Here is a 19092-nt window from a genome sequence, read left to right on the forward strand (position 1 = left end):
TTAAGATATGTCCAATTCGTCTTTTAGGCTGTTGATGTACATTGTTGCCATTTTGAATCTTCCTTCCTTCAACTTGTTCTCCGCGAGGTTAAGCTCCAGCTGTTTGTCCTTGATGTTTCCACCTTCATCCTCCAGTTTTGAAAGCGCGTCTTTGACTTCATCCAGCTCCTTTGAGAGCTTGTGGTATTTTTTGAGTTCTGTGTCTGGTATTTTGTGTGGGTTGTGGTATGTTGGTCTGAAGTCGACGAACCATGGTTCTCCGTCGTTGTAATTTGAGTTCTGAATCATACCTGTTCCTACGTCTTCGCTGCTGATTCTTTTAGAAAACTGTTCTCCGTATTTTTTCTCTACTCTTTCGATGTCTTCCATGGATTTGGTTTGCATTTGTATTTCTGTCATGATGTTTCCGGATACTGCTTGTTTGAAGTCTGCTGTGACTTGTGAACACATCATTAGGCCGATTCCCCATTTTCTGAACTCTCTCGCCCCTTTTTCGAGTGCGTGGTATCCTCCTTGGCCGCCGTAGTCTTCTAGCAGTCGGTGTACTTCGTCGAATACGATGAACATTTCTAGGGTTGGACTTTCTTCCCATTCTTTTTCGAATATTTGGTCGATGATGGTTCTTACTGCTTGGTCGAATTCTTCTGTGGTTAATTGGTTTAGTGTGAATACTGTGATTTCTCCCTCGTTTTTCAACTCCTCAAAGTCAATATCGGGGTTCTCGGAATCGATCTCCTTAATCACGCCTCTGTATGGATGTGGGTCTGAACTGCTGTCCATGTCGAACCGGTCGTAGTGTTCGAGCAGGTTATCGTCTTTTAGTTCTTTGACGAATCCGGTCCATTGTGCTGTTGGGTCGAATACTACGACGGGTATGTCGTTTTCTAGTGCTTCTTCTGCTATTACGTTTGCTGTTACTGATTTACCCGACCCAGTCGAACCTGCTACGATAGCGTGAGTGGTGAGGTCTTTAGGATTGATGTATGCTGTTTTTTCTGTTTCTGCGACCTTGCCAACTTCGAATAAGTCCTCTCTTTCCGGGAGCTTGCTGTAATCTACGGGGAAAACGTATCTTGCTTCATCCTTTCGTCGCTGGTGGTACCATCTGAAAGTGTAGACTCCTCCGCCGATTATAGCAGAAACTGCGATGAGAAGTATTCCGGCCCTGATTCTTGTAGGTGTCCAGAAGGGATTTACAACTGTTAAAGTGTCTGTTGAGGTAACGGTCCGGTTGCCATTGGTGATCGATCCCTGGACATAGTACTCTCCTACTGTCAGGTTATCAGGATTCAGACTGTGTTTGTAGGATTTTATGCCGTTGAAGTTTACGGTCCGTGAGGTCTCAACCTGTCTCTGTCCATCGCTGGAGCTTCTTATCTCATAACTTATAGAAGTATTTACTCTTTCATCTTGGCTGGTTGAGACTACGGAAAGCACTGTCAGGTTCTGATCAGGTCTGATGGTCTCTGCGGTGGTCTGAATATCCAGTTTGACATCTGCGATATTCCGGTCTATGACTCGTACTCCGAGAGGTATGCTCTGTTCTTGGCTGTCGGTTCTGACTGACAATCTGCCTATGTAAAGACCTACGTCAGTGTTGTTAGACGGGTTCAGCTCCACAAGCACGTTTGTCGAACCGTCGGCTGGAACTGAAGCTGTAGGCTGGATGTCTACAACGTCCCTTATATCGCCCTGAGGTCTCAGTCTGACATCTTCGGACTCATTTCCGTTGTTCAAAATCTCTAAAGTGTATACCTGTGTTTCTCCACTGAAAACAACGTTCAAAGAAGGTATCTCCTCATTCGCAGATATGTCTGCTGTAGTCGCCCCTGTAAACAAAATCAGTGCTGCTAGTAACGCTGTCTTCTTCATTCAATATTCAACTCGTCTTTTAGGCTGTTGATGTACATTGTTGCCATTTTGAACCGTCCTTCCTTCAACTTGTTCTCCGCAAGCTGGAATTCCAGCTGCATATCTCTAATATCTTCTCCCTGCTCTTCAAGCTTCTCCAGTTCATCCCTTAACTCTTCAACCTCTCCGGAAAGCTTGTGGTATTTCTTCAGCTCTGTGTCTGGTATTTTGTGTGGGTTGTGGTATGTTGGTCTGAAGTCGACGAACCATGGTTCTCCGTCGTTGTAGTTGCTGTTTTGGATCATGCCTGTACCAACATCCTCCTGACTGATCCGCTTGGCAAACTCCTCGCCATACTTTTTCTCTACTCTTTCGATGTCTTCCATGGATTTGGTTTGCATTTGTATTTCTGTCATGATGTTTCCGGATACTGCTTGTTTGAAGTCTGCTGTGACTTGTGAACACATCATTAGGCCGATTCCCCATTTTCTGAACTCTCTCGCCCCTTTCTCCAGAGCATGATAACCGCCCTGACCTCCATACTCTTCCAGAAGCCGGTGAACTTCATCGAATACCACAAGCATCTCCAGATTAGGGCTTTCTTCCCATTCTTTTTCGAAAATCTGATCAATAATAGCTCTTACCGCCTGATCGAACTCCTCGGTGGTCAACTGATCTAACGTGAATACTGTGATTTCGCCTTCGTTTTTGAGTTCTTCGAAGTTGATGTCTGGGTTTTCCGAGTCAATCTCCTTGATCACTCCGCGGTAAGGATGGGCATCGTTCTGTACATCCAGATCAAATCTGGAGTAATGGTCTCCGAGATCGTCGTCTTTTAGTTCTTTGACGAATCCGGTCCATTGTGCTGTTGGGTCGAATACTACGACGGGTATGTCGTTTTCTAGTGCTTCTTCTGCTATTACGTTTGCTGTTACTGATTTACCCGACCCAGTCGAACCTGAGACAATTGCGTGAGTTGTAAGATCATCGGGATCGATGAAAGCTGATTTTTCAGTCTCTGCTACGTCTCCAACCCAGAAGTTGTCCTCTGATTCTGCCGGTAGCTTGTTGTAATCGACAGGTGCGACGTACCGCTCGTTTTCCTCCCGTTTCTTCCAGTATTCTTGGTAGCCTTTCCATCCGCCGACCGCTAGAACTGCTCCGAGGATAAGCAAGATAGCGATCCGTGTTCTAAGCGGAGTCCAGAAACTATCTGAGACTGTGAAGGTTCCTGCGTCCACTACTGTTGTTTTCCTTCCGTTTACAACTGCCTGAATGTAGTAACTTCCGGTTCCGACGCCGGATGTGTCAAAGGAGTTCCTGTACGAGACCGGCTGGCTTATATTCATCGACTGGTTTATCTCTGCGATTATTCTATCGGTCTCACTTTCCCGGAAGTAGTATGTCGCAGTCACGTTTATCGGAGTCTCAAGATCTATCTCGTCGATCTCCGTCGAGAACGTTACGTTATTACCTGGCTCAACGGACCTCGCCAGCGGCTCTACGTTCAGAGTCATTCCTTCTATACCCTCTCTTGCTATAAGGATTTGCTGAGGGCTTCTCGTGGTCTCATTTCCATAGGTCGCGGTTATAATGCCGTTATAGCTCTTTATTGTGGCGTTTTCTGGCACGGAAGCTGTCATTCTTGTGATAACTGATGAGTTAGGTGGTATTGTCACGCTGCTGTTTTCTATTTCAAGTATTCTTGTCAGCTCTCCGGTTACATTCAACTCAAGGTCGATTGAGGAATTCTTGTTGTTATCTATTTCTAGGAGGAACGTGCGTTCTTCCCCTCTAAACATTATTGGCTGGAAGATTCTTGGAGAAATAATGAAAGGCTCTTCTCCTATAGAATCGTCTTCATCGGTTCCGTTAAGAGTGTCATTCTCCGGTGTCAGGCCTCCTAATCCGCCGCCTCCGCTACTTGCTCCGGAGCCTCCACCGCTTGAGGATGAACCTCCGCCGCTGTTTGAATCCTCTTCTGTGTTCTCGTTTTCATTCTCGTTGTTGTCAGTGTTGTTGTTCTGGCCTGGTGAGAAGTATCTCTCAATGATGTAGCTCGAAGTTGTTGTTGTTCTGGCTGAAACAAGGTTGTCTGACGTGTTTACTTCCTCTGTGATGTTGTTCCAGTCCGTTGAACTACAACGGCTGATATTATCGTAGCCACACTTATAGAGCTGTAGTCCGTCTTCCTCGCCTTCATCGAAGTCCTCTGTAAGACTGTAGTTGAGAGTTACGACAGCCTCCTGGAAGCTCATGTTGCTGGAAATACTGATCGCAGCAAATGACTTGTTCGTCGTATTCTTGGGGTGACTGTAGTTTACAGCATCTCCAATATCCGGAGAGGAAAGCCTGATTGGATTGGTCTGGTTTTCCCCGATGCTGGAGTTTCTGAACTCAAGACTGTGTCTCTGATCACCCTCGTTGTTTGTGACCTCTGCGCCTATCTCAACGTCATATGTCCGGTTCTGAACCGACATGTTGTAACTTGAATCGTTTGACTCGGCGGTTGCCAACGTATCGTTCGACCCAGGTCTCTTGAAAGTAAACTCCGGCCTAACGTTTTCCATCTCTCCCTGGAAGCTTACTATCGGGAAGACTGATAGAGGCATACGTATCGTCCGCGTATAGTTGTTTACATCTTCAATCGTCACGTTCACATCGTAATCGCCTTCATAGACGGTCTGGGTGGCGTTCGCAGCATAGAAACCGTCATCGTATTTGAACGAGAGGTTTTCCAGTTTCGTGTTGTTCTCCAGATAGATTAGCGCTCCTGTGACGTTAGCTATCTTTACGTTATCCTCTGCCTTAATCTTCAGGGCGGCTTTACTGTTCTGCTCTACGTTCTCACTTTCCCTGGAGACTACCTTCGGCGGCGTGACATCCCTGTACTTTACCGCACGTGAATCTCTGATCTCGTAGTTAGAGGTCGTAGCTTCCAGCTCCAATGTATTGTTGATAGGGTTGCCTGTGATCTCTGGAGCTGTACATGAAATACTCCATAGCCCTGTCTGGTTGCTGTAAGTTGCGTTGGAGCTTCCACACGCGGTATCGCCGGCTGTAACTCTCCAGGAAGAGGTGTTGACCGGTTGACTATCCAAAGTAAGGTTAGCTGTCAGGTTCAGCTTGTCGCCTGCGGTAACATTTTCTCTACCTTCTTCCGCGCTAACTGACAGTATCTCCATCTGTACCGGTCTGACATCCAAGGTGATATTCACATCAATCGTCTCATTCGTTGCCGGACGGAACACTGTCAAAGTGGAGTTATAGCTTCCGGTACTAGAAGTGTTAAACCCGATTTCAACGTCTCTCTGTCCATCAGCTGGAAGGTTTATCTGGTCTTTCACCTTGAGGAGCTGTGCGTTCTCAGTCTCACTCAGGTTAATCTCTAGGTTCTGATCATTGAAGCTATTGGAGACTGTTATGTTCCCAAGTACGCCGTAAGTTTCGGCAGCCACTGTCTCATTGAATCTCTTCGGATTTACATCGAAGGACGTGGCGTTTATGCCTTCGCTCGGTGCGTTTTCATCTTCTTCATTGTTGCTTGTTCCCTCGCCTCCGGTTTCAGGGGTTGAACCTCCTCCGCCGGATTTAAGCTCGATTTTCTTGAACGCTACGCGCTGGCTTGTGTTGTAATAAGTCGTGTTCTCAATCTCCAGCTTAAAGTAGTGGTCTCCGGTCTCCTCAGGCAGCCACTGAAGTGGTTTTTCGCCGTCGGCCTCCGTCGTAGCTGTCTTAAGCCGGTTGAACTCATCGAGTCCGACCTCTGTTGACAGGTTATCTTCTAACGTGTTCTCGAAGTCAAGCTGGATTGATTCGACGTTGCGGTTACATGAGGTCAGGTAACCGGATAGATTGATCTGCTTAAGTCTCCACTGTTCGGTGGCTGAAATACGTTCTGTGTAGCTACAGCCGGAGCTGTCGTTTATCCGAAGCGTTGCGTTCAAAGGACTGTTCATCCAAAAGCTAAGTGCTTCATAGTCGCTGAAATCCGAGCCACCGAAAGCCTCGTAATGCCGGATAACTGAGAAGCTCTGGTTCATACTCATTTCTGATATGTTCGCGGTTAGGCCTTCCGAGCCGAAGACGCCGTCATCTTTGAGACCTTCAACGCTGTCGCTGTAACCTGGCTCTTCGCCTACGTAAGTGCTGTTGAAGTTACAGGAGCCGTCGTTGGCGCACGCAAGGTAATCATTTCTAATCTCGGCCTTCTCGAAGTCACCGTCATCGTACTCGAAGGCGTTCTCTCCAAGCATCTCAGCTACCATAAGCTCCTTCCGGTCTCCAAGATCTGTGTCTTTGAAAACCATGCTCTCTATGACTGCTGATCCGTTTGTCTCAAGTCGGACTTCTGTAATGTTTACGTCTGCGAATGAAATGTTCCGGGTTCCATTTTCCTTCAGCTCCGCTAGCTGTCTCCAGCCCGAAGCGTTCACACTAACGTTTAGATTACCTGTCAGGTTATTGACTTCCAGAGAAAGCTCTTCTCTGTCGTCGATATCAACTGTTCTGTTTAAAACAGTCTGGTTGATGTAAAGTCCGTTTACCGCATCAAGACTGGTTCCTGTTCCATTATTCGACCAGTCTTCTGAGTCAAGGCTTACGTTGTAATCTTCCTTCAAATCCCCGTAACCTAGATTGAAGCTGTAATCTTCTACTCCTCGGTCGGTAAAGGTCTCCAGTATCCGCGGTCTCAAGGTCACTCCGTCTTTCTCCGAGAAGTTATACGCTCGTACCTCTTCGCTGTCGTTCCAACTTGGCTCGACAGCCGTCCGTACTTCAATCGAACGGTTGACTTCAGCCGCATCAAAGTAGTTTTCAGCACCTGTCTCGAATACCACGTTAACATCGCCAATAGAGGTGTTCTGATCAGGATTCCACGTGTAGTTACAGTTACCCTCTGTATCAGTCCTACAGTCTCCAAGATCTTCGCCGTCGGCAGTTATATTGACGGTCGCATTTTCCACAGCTCCGAACCTATCGGCTACACTAAGTTCGAAAGTAGTCTCTTCCGCCCCAGCGTATCCATCCCGGAAAACCGTGTCTTCTGAGACAGATTCAACGTTGGTATAGAGCGTTCCGCCGACGAAAACCTGCTGTGTTATATTCGAGGTTGTTGCGTTGTAATAAACGTTTTCGCTGTCGCCTATCGCAGCTTTAATATTGTAATTGCCTGTTGTGGTATTTGTGGTGTTCCAAGTTGTGTTGTAATAGCCTTCGGCTGTCGTGCCGTTCTTCCAAAGTGTTTTCGTACCGTTAAACTCTCTGTACAGTTTGACGGAGTAGTTACTGATTCCTTCAGTCGTGTTAGTATCTTCTACGCGGACTGAAAGGTTCACGGTGTCTGTCTTCCGGTAGCTGTTCGATAGATTGAAGCTATGCTGGCTGTATCCATATACAGTGAAGTTAGAGGTGTCGTTGCCAGAACTGTAGTTCGTACTGCTGGCTTCCACGGTTATACTGGTCTCTCCGAGCGTTATTCCTGACGTGTTCCAGTAGGCGGTCTGTCCTGTTGTGATAACGGCGTCATTGTAGATCCACTTAACGTCTGCGTTGAAATCGCCGTAAAGATTCTCTACAACAGCCTCCAGGCTTTCGTTTCCGTATCTGTGGACTATTCCTTCTGGTTGGATGGCTGTTACGTTGAGCTGCTCTTTTACCTCTACCTGGAACTGTTCTCCTGAGTTCTCAACCGGTAAGTACCATTCGCTACCTCGCTCCTCTGAGATACCTACTCTGAGCTGATGGTTCCCGACGTGATCGTCCTTGTCAACTGTCCATTCAACTGTACAGTTCCCACTAGGGTCTGTTGTCGAGGTGTTGACCAGTGTGTCTCCATCGTAGAGCTTACACGTGTAGCCTTCGATCGGAGAACCGGTACGGGTGTTTTCCACATAGGCCTCGAAACTTAAGGTGTTGTTTCTAGCAGTGTTTTCCGCCGGACTGGATGTCAAACTGATGTTCGCCGGATCGTAGACACTGATATTTACCGTGTCTGCGGTGTTAGCTTCTGTACTTTCAGCTGTAGCATTCAAAACGTGGTTTCCATAGGCAATACTTGAGTTGACGTCCCACTGGATCTGTTTGGACTGTCCGAGAAGCAGACTTCCCGAGGAGCTGTTGATCGTCCAGTTAAGACTGCTTGGAGTTACCTCCTCTCCGTCCGCATTCTTCACAGAGGAGTTGAGCAGCTGTGTCGTGCCTCTAACTACATCGAGATCTTCGTCTCTTCCGCTATTTTCCTCAGGAGTCACTATGTCCACTGAGAAACCTCCAAGTATCTCAACTATGTCCGTGAAGGTTCCTGATGGATCGAAGTAGTTTTTGGTCGTGTTAACTCGTACCTGAGCTGTCGTCGGCTGGGCGATATCTGTGTTCCAGACAACCTCGCATCTGCCGGCTCCATTTGTTATACAGGTCTCTGTCTGCTCGAAGCTGCCGGTGGCGTTTGTGTAAAGATGGATCTCTGTACCTCCCACGGGGTTGTTGTTCCGGTCTTCCAGAGTGTAGTTCAAGCTTACGTTGTGGTTTTCATGGGTGTCGTACCAGTACATCTGATTGTCGCTTAACGAAGTGCTGAGGTTGAGCGAGTCGTTCAAGGTAAGCTCTATGCTGTCTTCCGGCCGGAATGCTCTGTAGTATCTTGATTCATCGTCCCAGATCCTAACCGATATATTGTGCGGACCGACCTCCTCGCTTTCCGTATCCCAGTCGATAGTTGCGATACCTTCCGGACCTGTTGAGACGTTTTCAATCAAGCTCCCGTTGTCGTAGAACCCTACTGTGTAGTCTTCTATACCTTCGTCTTCCTCATTCGATACATTTGCCTGGAGCCGGACTGGATCGGTCTGCCGGTAGATCGTACGGGAGCTGTTTTCAATCCCAACATCCAGCTTCCTGAATACGTCCAAATCAACAGTCTTCGTGTCTGTACAGTTAGAGCCGCAGCTGGTTCCTGTGGCGTTGACGAGGAATCTCGTGGTGTAGTTGCCTTTGCTGTCTACTCTGAGATTCATCGTCGAGTTCTGACGCTTTCCTTCCTCAACATCGAATCCGTTCGGATCGAAACTGAAGAAACGTCCCTGTAAGAACAGAGAGCTGTTCAGTCTGCCGGTCTGTCTCGTAACACTTACATCTTGAAGCTCGGTGTTTCCGAAGCTGTAAACACTGAAATTCGTTAAGTTCACCGTCTCGTTCCACCAACTCTCTCTGTATACCTCGCCACCGGTCTCTCTCAGTACCGGGTTCTCTGCGTTGTAGACGAACGTCGTATTTGACTCCGAGTCTGAACTGCCATCCGGGTTCTCCCAACCCACGGCTGCGAACAGAGTCCTGTTACCTGTCGGCGCATCAGAGCTGACGTTTATCCGCACAGTACTTGTACAGCTCGAGCCGTTCAGAACTTCTCCACATGATACTGGGGTACTGTTCGTACTGATTCCCTGTGGAGTAGATAGTCTTCCAATCTCTGTATCATACGACGTTGTCATACCTGTGTTTGTGAAATTGACTGTTGCGACGTAAGAGCCAGTGTAGTTCTGTGTGATGTTTTCAAATGAAACAGTCTTCGGATCTATCACCGTCTGACCGGTTGTGGTTCCTATCGCATCCATGAAACGTGGGAACTCTTCTATATTGATCTCGTTTGTACCGTCCTCGGCCTCTACGGTTGCGTTGTAAGGCCCTGAGCTTACAGGAGTGAAACTGATGTTGTATATTCCGCCGGTCAGGTTCTCGCCGTTTTTGTTTTCCTCAGGAAGACTCATAGTTCTCAGCTCGCTTCCGCCGTTCCACGAAATATTCATCGTTACATTCCTAATGCTGTTTGTATCCGAAACGTTAGCGGTTATCTCGTACTCGCTGTTTACCTCCGGTGTTGAATCCTCTGAGCGCACCCATTCGATTGTCGGCGGCTGGGCGCTGATATCAAGTGTGACCGCCGAACGGTTGATGTTACCTGCTTCATCGGTAACTCTTCCGATAAAATCGAATGTGCCGTTAGTAGCATTGAAGTAATCGGACTGTTCTATGAGTCTGAATGTTTCACCGTCAACTGAGTCCATAACCGAGATGTTTCCTAGAGGAGAGGCTGTACTGTTTTCCGCAAACATTGTTGCTGTCAAATTGGTGTTATCCGTTGCGTTTAGCTCCCATTCAAGGTACCATTCTCCTTTCGCAGTCTCTGGATCTCCTTCCGTCGCGTTCAATACCTCGAACCCGGAGAGGCTTGGAGCTGTATCGTCTATGCTCAGATTGTAAGTTGTCGAGTTGCTCCAGCCTGCGTTATCCGTAGCTGTAACGTTTAGAACACAGTATGGTTCGGAACATGAAAACTCTGAAGGCTCTGTAACCAGGCTCCACGTGTCGTTACCTAACGCCATCATCTCCTGGTCTTCAAGCACGACTTCCGAGACGTTGTACTTATCCGAGGCGTTAACCGTGAAGTTCAAGGTCTGGTTGCTTCTCTCAATATCATTTGTCGAGTTAGTATCCAGGTCGCTGATCGATGGGTTTGTATCGTCAACGAAGTATGTTTCTGTGCTGTTAACTGCGGTGTTGTTCGCCTGATCTGTCGCAGTCACGTTGATATAGCCATCATTGTCAATAGCGGTACTTAATTCCCAGGTCGAGCGGTTTCCATCACTTGAGCTGTAATTGAGCGTTTCATTTTCAAGCGTTTGATCGATTAAGGTGCTGTTGGTCTCATCTGCGAATACTACTGTGAAATTCAGTACTTGTCCTGGTCTGTAGACTCTATCCGAGTCATTGGCGGTTATAGACTCGTACTCTGGAGCTACATCATCAACCGTCAGATTGTAATCGGTCTTGTTTACGTTATCCGCTCTGTCAACAGCTGTGACTTCAAGATTACATACCTCTCTGTTCACTTCTGTCGAACACCCAAGGGATGCTGGCTCGGCAAGTATCGAGAAAACACCTGAGCTATTCGTCAATACTTCGCTCTCCCCGGATGTCTGGTTGTAGACTGTTGCATTCCGGAGATTTGGCTCAGATACTTCGAGACTGAAGTTCACGGTGTGGTTGCTTCTGGATACATCAAACGACGCATTCGATCCGAAACCTGTTAGTCCGGGCGCAGTATCGTCGACAATGTATCCAGCGGTGCTGTTAACGCCGGTGTTTGCCGCATGATCCGTAGCTGTAACATTGACGATTCCATCGTTATCTACAGTTATGTTGCCTGTCCAATGGCTTCCATTCCAGTTTATTCTCTGGCTTTCAGCTTTTACGTGTTCAATGCTGGTGTTAGACTCTCCTGAAACATTTACTGATACGTGGACAGAAGAGTTAGACTGTACAATAGTATCATTCAACTCGACGCGGTTTACAACAGGAGTTTCATCATCTATCTTCAGCTCGTAAGATGAGTAATCGGTGTTTTCGGCCTTATCGGTCGCTGTCGCGTTCAGCAGGCAGTCTGCTGTGGTATCTGAGTCACATCCCAAGTTCTGCGGTGTTGTAACGACACTCCAGTGGTCTTCATCTAGCTCGGTCATCGCTGTCCCGTTCAGATCCACGTTATCTAGGTAAGTCTCGTTCACCTCTACCGTGAAGTTCAATGTATGGTTGCTTCTCGATACATCGAACGACGCATTCGAGCTTAAATTCTCCAAAACAGGCGGAGTATCGTCTACAGTGATGTTAATTGAACTACCGTTGTTGATATTGCTTGCTTTATCCTGTACGTTGAAAGTATAGTTGCCGGTGGCGTTGATTTTACCGGCACATCTATAGAAGTTAGGTGCTGCTACAAGCGACATCTCACAGATCTCCTGCTCTGAGTTCGAGACCGTGGCATTCTGGAAGTAATCGTCTCTTAGATCTGCTCTGAACTCGACTAACGTACCTGACTGAACGAAGTTATTCGAGTTATTCGTTGCCGGTGTGAAAACCCGTGGAGGTCTGTCATCGATTGTCAAGGTGATGTTGTCGGTCGCGGTGTTTTCGGCTTCGTCCGTCGCAGACAGTTCAAACGTACAGTTACGGCCTTCCACCATGCTCGGACAGCCTGAGTCCGCAGGCACCTTGATTATTTCCCATAGAGAGCGGTTGTCCATCGAAGAACCGTTGAAACTCACATCTCGGAGATGCCGATCAGTGATATTCGACTGGAAAAGCAATGACACATTGCTTCTCGAAGTGTTGAAACTGGCGTTAACTGACAGACTGCTTACTGATGGAGCGGTATCATCGAGAGTATAGTCCGCGCTTATATTCTGCCCTATGTTGCCGGCCTTATCTACTACAGTGATATTTACCGGGTTCTGGCTCGTGTTATCGACTGTAATATTCGCATACCAATGTTCGCCGATTTTAGACATCGTCCGGCCATTGGCGGTCACATTCTCTAGATTGTTTCCGTCAACAGTTGCGTTAACTCTTATCGAGCTACCTGACTGGATAATGGTGTCGTTCAGGCTTACGTTACTGATATCTGCTGCCGAGTTATCTATCTCAAACTGGTAGTGATCGTATGCGGTGTTTTCAGCCTCGTCAACTGATTTAACTGAAATATTGTAGTCGCCCTCGCCGTTTATACCGATCTGCTCCGGTCTAAGCACCTTGCTGTAGAGATCTCCGGATACCGAACTCATATTCACCCAGCTTGAATCCGATCTGTTCTCTAACATTATCTCTCTGAAATGCGTATCAGAGGTTCTGGCCGTGAAGTTCAACGTGGTGTTTTTCCTCGTAATGTTGAACGTCGAGTTGGTCTTGAAACCTGAGACTGACGGAGCGGTATTATCAATGGTATAATCCGTGGAGCTGTTAGTTCCCTGGTTGCCGGCTCTATCTGTAAACACCAGATCTATGGTTTCATCCGGCGCTCCTTCCGTGATACCTGTCCAGTAGCTTCCGTTGTAAGTCAGATTGTTCCCGTCCGCCGATACCGAGACCACTCCTGTCCGGTCCGATACCGAAGCCGCCAGCTCTATCTCTGCCCCGGTTTGGACGATACTGTCGTTTACAGAGATATTTTCCACGCTCGGAGCGGTTTTATCTAGGAAGAACCACTCTGCTGTCGTATAAGAACTTACCTCATTGCCTGCTAGGTCTTGTGCTGATACCTCGAACGTGTAGTTTCCTTCGGACTCCGAGAACGGATCCCATGAGGCACCACACTCGTAACTGTTCTCTGAATCTGTAGCACAGGTCTCTCCTACATCTGCTCTTAAATTCCCGTTCGTGACATTTACTACGGTTATATCGGTAGCCGAACTGTTGAAATGCTGGTCGGAAACCATTGCTGTGAAGTTCACAGGAGGATCTTCGTTGATGTATGAATCATTTATCTTGAAACCTGAGATCGAAGGCGCAATATTATCAAGTACGAAGCTTTCCGGGTCAGAACTGGTCTGTGTGTTACCTGCTAGGTCTTGTGCTGATATCTCGAATGTGTAGTTTCCTGACTCCGAGTTATCTCCTGAGGTCCCGTCCCATGAAGCACTACAGTTGTAGAAGGTGTTATTCACCTGTGAACAGGTCTCTTCCACGTTGTTTTCTAGGTTCGACGAGCTGACGTCTTTAACCCAGATATCGGTCAGTGAGACATTCAGGTTTCTCTCTTCTACAAGTACGGAGAATTCGTTGACGTCTCCGCTGGCCATATAGCTACTGTTCCGACTGAAACCTGTGAAAACAGGGTCTGTGCCGTCTACAGTGTAGCTCACTGATTCATTAAGTTTGATGTTGCCTGCGTTGTCCTGTACGCTGACGTTAACGTAACTGTCGCCGTCCTCTCTTGCTGAAACAGTTCCGGTCCAAAGGTCTCCGCTGTCGTGAGTTAGATCTATGCCATCGGCAGTTACTTCCTGTAGGTCTGATGGCTGATCGCTTGGAATCGTTACGTTCACTCTAATCGCCGAGGACGGTTTGACAACGGAGTTGTTGATGCTTACCTCACTTGGATTTGGCGCGGTCGTATCGTAGATGACGTACTCGGAGGTGGAGTAAGCCGACGCAGTGTTCTTTGAACGGTCCGTTGACTGAACACGGAACGTGTATTTCCCTTCCCCTATGCTCTCCGGATTCCATTCTGCGCTACATTCTCCGCTCTCCGTACAGCTTTCCGATACATCGGTCACGAAATCTCCGCTCCCGGCGTTGACCACCGTAACGTTTGTATCGGATGCGTTGAACGTATCGTCGGTTACTGAACTCGTAAACCCTACGGTCTGTGAGTCATTTATGTAGGTGTCGTTGACGGAAAGCTCTGAAAACTCCGGATCTGTGTTGTCAACGTAGAAACCTTCACCGAACTCAGTGGTTGCGGTGTTTTCTGCCTCATCCGTCGCTATTACCTGGAAACTGTAGTTCCCATCGGATACGTTCAAACCAAGACTTCTTCCATTCCAGTCAGCCCAGTATTCTGTATTTCCGTCGTCCAGAACAGAGTACTCTTCTGAGATGTCCTCAACCTCTGAGCTATCTGAGTTATCGATTATAGACATTGAGACATCGCCCGATCCTACATCAAGGTTTGTCTCGTTCACTCTGACGGAGAGATTGACTTTTTCGAATGATTGTATGTAACTGTCGTTAGTTGAAAGCTGCTGGAGCCGTGGTTCGTCGTTGTCCACAGTGTAGCTAACTGAACTATCGCTCTCTACGTTTCCTGCCAGATCTACAGCGGTTACATCTATATTTGTGTCTCCGTCAACGTATCCTTCCGTTGTACCTTCCCAGATTTCGTCCTGTGAATCATAAGTCAGGTTTGTTTCTCCGTCAACGTCTATGTAATCAAGTGTCTGGTCCGAGTCACCTGGTGTCGAGAGATTCAATGCTATTGCCTGACCTGTCTGTACTACCGTGTCATTCAGCTGTATGTCGGAGACTGTCGGTGCAGTATCATCGTACAAAACCCATTCGGAGGCGACATATTTCTCACGTGAGTTGCCCGCAAGATCGGTTGAACTGACCTTGAACGTGTAGTTTCCTTCCGGTTCACTTGAGGGACTCCAAGTGGTCTGACAGTTACCGGAACCATCACAGCTCTCCGAGACATCTGTTTCAAATGAGCCATCTGAAACATTGACCAGTGTGATGTTGACGCTGTTCTGGTCGAATGTGTAATCATTGATCTCGACGTTGAATCCTACCGTCGCTTCACTGTTAATATACCGGTCGCCGACCGAAAAACCGCTGTCAGGCATACTTGGGGCTGTATTATCTACTACAAACTCTGTGCTGTACTCTTCAGTCCTGTTGTTGTCGGCTTCATCTTCCGCATACACCTGGAAGCTGTAGTTTCCTTCGTTTCCGCCTTGTGGATTTGAACCGTCCCAAGAGGCGGTACAGTTGTACGAGCCTTCCTCATATAGGCTACACGCACCGGTGTCATCCAGATCTTCTATCAGGTTCTGGCTGCCGTCCATCACCGTAAAGTTAGTCCGATCCGGTCGTAGTTCCTGGTCATCTATATCGGCTGAGAACCTGATTTCCTGACCTGTCTGTATGTAAGTGTCGTTCTGTGATAGTTCCACGAACACCGGTGCCTGGTCGTCGACCGTGTAAGTCACGGAGTTGTTTTCCCCGGTGTTGTCTGCCAGATCTCTTGCGATCACGTTTACAGTTTCATCTTCCTGGCCTGTCGTAGTACCTTTCCAGATACTGTTTTCTGAATCGTACGTCAGACGGCTTCCATCGACCTCTACGTACTTGAGGTCTTCATCGGATTCTCCGGATACGGTCACGTTTACATCAACCACCTGACCGGTCTGTAACACCCCGTCATCGTCGCTGTAACTCACTGAATCGACAACAGGATCGGTGTTATCGTATTCAACCCACTGACCTAGTTTATAAGCGGATGCGGTGTTTCCAGCATCGTCCGTCGCTTCTATCTTGAACGTGTAGTTTCCTTCTGGTTGGTTTGTTGGGTTCCACGTTGTTTGGCAGTTACCGGAACCATCACAGCTTTCCGGAAGATCTCTGACGAAAGACTGATCGGATGCGTCTATAAGCGTAATATTGACCTTGTTCGAGTTGTAAAGAGTGTCTGATACATCAGCGCTGAACTCGACGGTGGCCTGGCTGTTAATGTAGCTATCGTTGACGTTAAGTGAGGAAAGTGTTGGATCGCTGTTATCAACGACAAACTGTTCTGAGTAAAGCGTGTTAGTGTTGTCGGCTCTGTCCTCTGTATAGATCTGGAACTGGTAGTTGCCTTCGTTTTCTCCCTGCGGATTCGAACCATCCCAGGTACCTGTACAGTTGTAAGTGTTTGAGCTGTAAGACGGGCAGTCCTGATCAATGTATTCGACAGGGTTCTGTGCGCTATTGACGATGCTGAAGTTCACACTGCTTTCTCTGAGATGTTCGTCTTTAAGATCAACGTCAAACTCTATTATCTCACCGGTCTGAATGTATGATTCGTTCAGCGAATCGCCTGTGAACTGAGGTGCCTGATTATCGATTATGTAGCTCACGGAGCTATTGTATCCGTTGTTCCCGGCGATGTCGGTTGCCTGTACTTCTATAATATTGTTGTTGTTTTCACCGGCCTGTGTAGCTCCCTGCCAGGTGTTTCCGCTCTGATAACTGATAGTGTTAGTGTCATCGACGAGAACCTGGCTTATCCGGGAGTCATCTTCGCCCAGTGTCGCTGTAACTTCTATTGCCTGGCCGTCGTGGACGATGCTGTCGTTTACACTTACTGTTTCAACTGACGGCTCTCTGTTGTCTACGTATACACTCACAGACCCTTGTGTCTGCTGATCGAAAGTGTCATTCGCCCGCACACTGAAACTGTATACGCCTTCACCTGTCTCAACACTGGTCGTATTGAACTCACATGCGTAAGAACTGTCTGACCCGCTCATAGCTCTCCAACCGAGTGAACCCAGGCTACACTCGTAACTGGACGGATCATCGTTACCCATAGTGTCGTTTATCTCTGCCTGTACAGTAACGTTCTGTCTTACATTCTCTCCTGAACCAGGGTTTGTTATAGTTACTGAAGGCGCGGAGTTATCGAATTCAACGTCTATATTCTGTGTTATGCTGTTCTCCGAGTTGTCCTCTGCGTGTACGTAGAATTCATAGGCATCATCCGAGTAGCTCGAGGTATCTATTTGAGCGTAATAACTGTCTCCGCTCTCGCTGGTCAGCCCGCTCCAATCTATTTCCTCCGCTCCGTTTTTACGTACAAGCCGGTACTCGTAGCTTGAAGGATTTCCGTTACCGGAAGAATCAGTTATTGAAACATCGAAACTGGTTGTATCTGATACTGCCTGACCGTCTGTCGGTGAATCAAAGCTAATCTCCGGTGCGGTGTTGTCTATCTCAATTCCGTCAACGGAGACAGTGTTTGCGTTCTCTGCCTGATCTTCTGCGACTACGTAAACCGTATAGACGCCTTGTGCGTAGTTAGAGGTATCGAAGGTATGGACCCAGTTGTCATCGCTACCGCTGTCCGGGTTATACGTACTGTTTTCCGTTGAATTACCTATCTTGAACTCAAGGCTTCCGGTATCAAGATTTTCATCGGTAACTGTTGCGTTCACTGTGTAATCACCGTTTATCAGCTCTGAAGGCTGCGGTGTATTTACGGAGATAGCTGGCGCGCTATCATCTACGGTGATTTCCAGAGTTGTTGATGCTGTATTACCTAGAGTGTCATTACCGTAGATCGTAAACGTTCTATCCGAACTCACCGTGATGGAACATTCGAAGTTGCCGTCGTCGTTGCTGTCGGCAAACTCTGAGTTCGTACAGCGCGTTGACTCGCTGTCTTCAATCCATGTGGAATCAAGATTTCCTTCAGCATCCGCTATGTCCGCTGAGACATCGACCGTTGTGCCGCTTTGAACTATGCTGTCCGAGATCTGCTCGTCTGTTATCTGAGGCGGATTTCCATCGACCTGTATCTGAACTGACTCGGTGTCATTGAGATGTCCTGCTGAGTCATTGGCATAGACCGTGTACTGATGGCTGCCTGTGGAGCTAGGTGCCTGGATGTTACATGCGTAAGTCTCTCCGGACTGGCGGACAAACGTCGAGTTATCGCACTTAGTAGCTCCTCCTCTGCGGGCGGTTGTGCTGTCAAGATAGTTGTCGGTGATATTCGCAAGGATACGGAACTCTTCGTCAGGACCTACGGCTGAGATGTTCGAACGTACGTCCTTAACCTGAGGTGTTGTAGTATCGACCGTGTATGTCGCCGAGCTTTTATCGGAATAACCCGCTATCTCGTATGCTTCCACTGTCACAGTGGTGTTACTTGCGTTCGCCGAGAGCGTGGTCTGCCATCCGCCTACACTGGAATCATAGGTGACTGTGTTGCCATTAATCAAGACCTGTTCAACAGTATTCGGCCTTGGATCAGGGTTATCGATGTTTGAAAGGTTGGCTATGACCTCAAAGTTCTCCCCGTCTCTAAGCGGTCTATCAGGTACGTCAATTGAGCTTACGGTCACGGCATTCGAATCCTGTAAAATCTGGATTTCCTGACTTGCGTTCGTGTATCCGGTAGTGTCGTTGGCGTAAATCCGGAAAGTGTTCGAAGTTGATAGGGTTAGATCGGCCGAGTAAGTACAGCCATTCGAACAGTCTCCGGAAGTAGTACTCATCAGCTGTTCAAAAGTATCGTCTCCGCCGACGTTCGTCAGATTCACCCGGTCAATGTTGTCGTTTGCGTCGGTTACCTCTGCGGAAATTGTTAAGTCCGTTCCCCCGGGCTGAACGTAAGACTTTGTGGTCTGGGCGCCGGATACGCTCGGAGGCTCCTCTATGTTAAAGAAGTCCGGACAGTAATCGCTGTCCTCGTAAGTCGTATTCTGGCTGCCATCGTAGTTACATCCTCCCGCACCATCCACAGGGTAAGAGGAGTGATCCTCGTAGTAGGATACATCGGACTCGAAGCTCGCAGCCGAGCTGTTGTTAAACTGGTTGTACTGTGTCTGGTTTACCTGCTGGTCGGCTGTTTCATTCACCCAGAACTCTTCAGGCAGGTTATCGTAACCACATTCGGACGGACAGACCTCGACGTTCTCACCTTCACTTGGCTCACATATGTTGTTGAGGTTACAGGCACCTGAACCACTTCCAACATTCTGATAAACTGACAAAGTCTTCGTAGTAGCGTTGTAAGGCGATTCTCCTACGTAGTCATCGTCCAAAGGCTCAGCCCAGACTTTGATACTGTAATTGGCGCCGTAATCCTCGTTACTGAAGTTAAACTGGAACTGTGCGTCCTCCCTTGACTGGTATTCGCCTTCT

Annotated in this window: 2 protein-coding genes (1 of these 2 running past the window's edge); both read right to left on the reverse strand. The window is 47.8% G+C overall.

The window, feature by feature from the left end:
- Complete coding sequence (locus tag SVXnc_RS01500) at window positions 1–1872, reverse strand: helicase HerA domain-containing protein (RefSeq protein WP_347722198.1); 1872 nt, start codon at window positions 1870–1872, stop codon at window positions 1–3.
- Window positions 1869–19092: the 3' portion of an Ig-like domain-containing protein gene (locus tag SVXnc_RS01505; RefSeq protein WP_347722199.1), read on the reverse strand. It continues 10958 nt past the right edge of the window; the window shows 17224 of its 28182 coding nt (coding positions 10959–28182); its start codon lies off the right edge, out of view; its stop codon occupies window positions 1869–1871. The genes SVXnc_RS01500 and SVXnc_RS01505 overlap by 4 nt, the downstream gene beginning before the upstream one ends.

This window comes from Candidatus Nanohalococcus occultus (assembly GCF_029207735.1).
GTDB classification, from domain to species: domain Archaea; phylum Nanohalarchaeota; class Nanosalinia; order Nanosalinales; family Nanosalinaceae; genus Nanohalococcus; species Nanohalococcus occultus.

Coding starts and splice junctions, on each gene's coding strand:
- SVXnc_RS01500 (WP_347722198.1), bottom strand. CDS start 1,872: ATGAAGAAGACAGCGTTACTAGCAGCACTGATTTTGTTTACAGGGGCG.